This is a genomic window from Romboutsia maritimum, assembly GCF_002251085.2.
Taxonomy (GTDB): Bacteria; Bacillota; Clostridia; order Peptostreptococcales; family Peptostreptococcaceae; genus Romboutsia_B; species Romboutsia_B maritimum.
In genome coordinates this window covers 1-568 of record NZ_NOJZ02000104.1, presented here as the reverse complement: position 1 = coordinate 568, position 568 = coordinate 1, and the positions used below count along the sequence as shown (strand labels likewise).

The window sequence follows — 568 nt, the reverse complement described above, 5'->3', positions numbered from 1 at the left end:
TTGATATGAATTCAATTGATTATAATGAGAGAACTTGTATAATTATAATTGAAAACAACATGAATAAAATTGGATTAATAGTTGATGCTGTAAATGAAGTTATGGGTATTTCACCTGATAAAATTATGAAAACGAACTCTAATAAAGATGAATGTAAGCAAGATTTCATAAAAGGTGTTAGTGAAATAAATAATGAAATTCAGCTAATATTAGACTGTGATTTATTAATGGAAATTGTAAAGGATGTGAATAATAAAATTAACGAATAGAGATTTTGCACTATTGAAAAATTTTATGTATAATAATTAAGGAATAAATAAAGTAAAGTCATGGGTTTACTTAGAAGATAAAATATCTAAATTACCACAGCTATGTGTTAAAAATTTCTTTCAAAAGATAAATGATAAAAATTATGTGGTTATTAAAAAAGTCAAAAATTTAATTGATAAAAATGGAGGAAATGTTATGAAAAGAGTATTAATAGTTGATGATGCAGCATTTATGCGTATGTCTATTAAAAATATGCTTTCAAATTATGATTTTGAGATAGTTGGAGAAGCAGAAAATG

General features: G+C 23.4%; 1 protein-coding gene. It reads left to right on the top strand.

Features of this window, described 5'->3' with window-relative positions; all coding sequences use genetic code 11:
* On the top strand, positions 1-269 hold a 269-nt coding region (locus CHF27_RS14060; protein ID WP_199533681.1), incomplete at its 5' end, for a chemotaxis protein CheW.
* Positions 270-568 lie beyond the last annotated feature (299 nt).